The following is a 361-nucleotide window of genomic DNA, read 5'->3' on the forward strand; positions in this document are numbered from 1 at the left end:
AAGATAATCGTTTATTTCTGACAAACTACTAAATGGTTTATCACTTAAAAACCTATACATATTTCTTGATGCTATTAGTAAGTTTTGATAACAATAATACTTGGTAGGAACAGATTTATTTATATCTTCTCCAGAATTATGATTAACAGATTGTATTTCAATTGTTGCTTCAGGTGTTGAATTATTTATTTCTTCCGATCCTTGTAATTCTTGTTGTAATACAGTATTCATATCCTCTAATTCTTCTCTTATATATGGCATGCTTTCAAGTCCTGAACCTGGTAAAGTTCTACATAAACAACTTACAGCACATTTTCTTAACATGAATACTGGCTTTTCTCTCCAAATAGGTGTGTTCTTA

General features: G+C 29.4%; 1 protein-coding gene. It reads right to left on the reverse strand.

The genetic code is table 11. From position 1 onward, the window contains the following. Window positions 1-324 (reverse strand): hypothetical protein (locus U880_RS09565; RefSeq protein WP_038358466.1); only part of this gene is annotated, 324 nt, incomplete at its 3' end. Between the last annotated feature and the right edge of the window lie 37 nt (window positions 325-361).

It is taken from the genome of Borrelia hispanica CRI (genome assembly GCF_000500065.1).
Classification (GTDB): domain Bacteria; phylum Spirochaetota; class Spirochaetia; order Borreliales; family Borreliaceae; genus Borrelia; species Borrelia hispanica.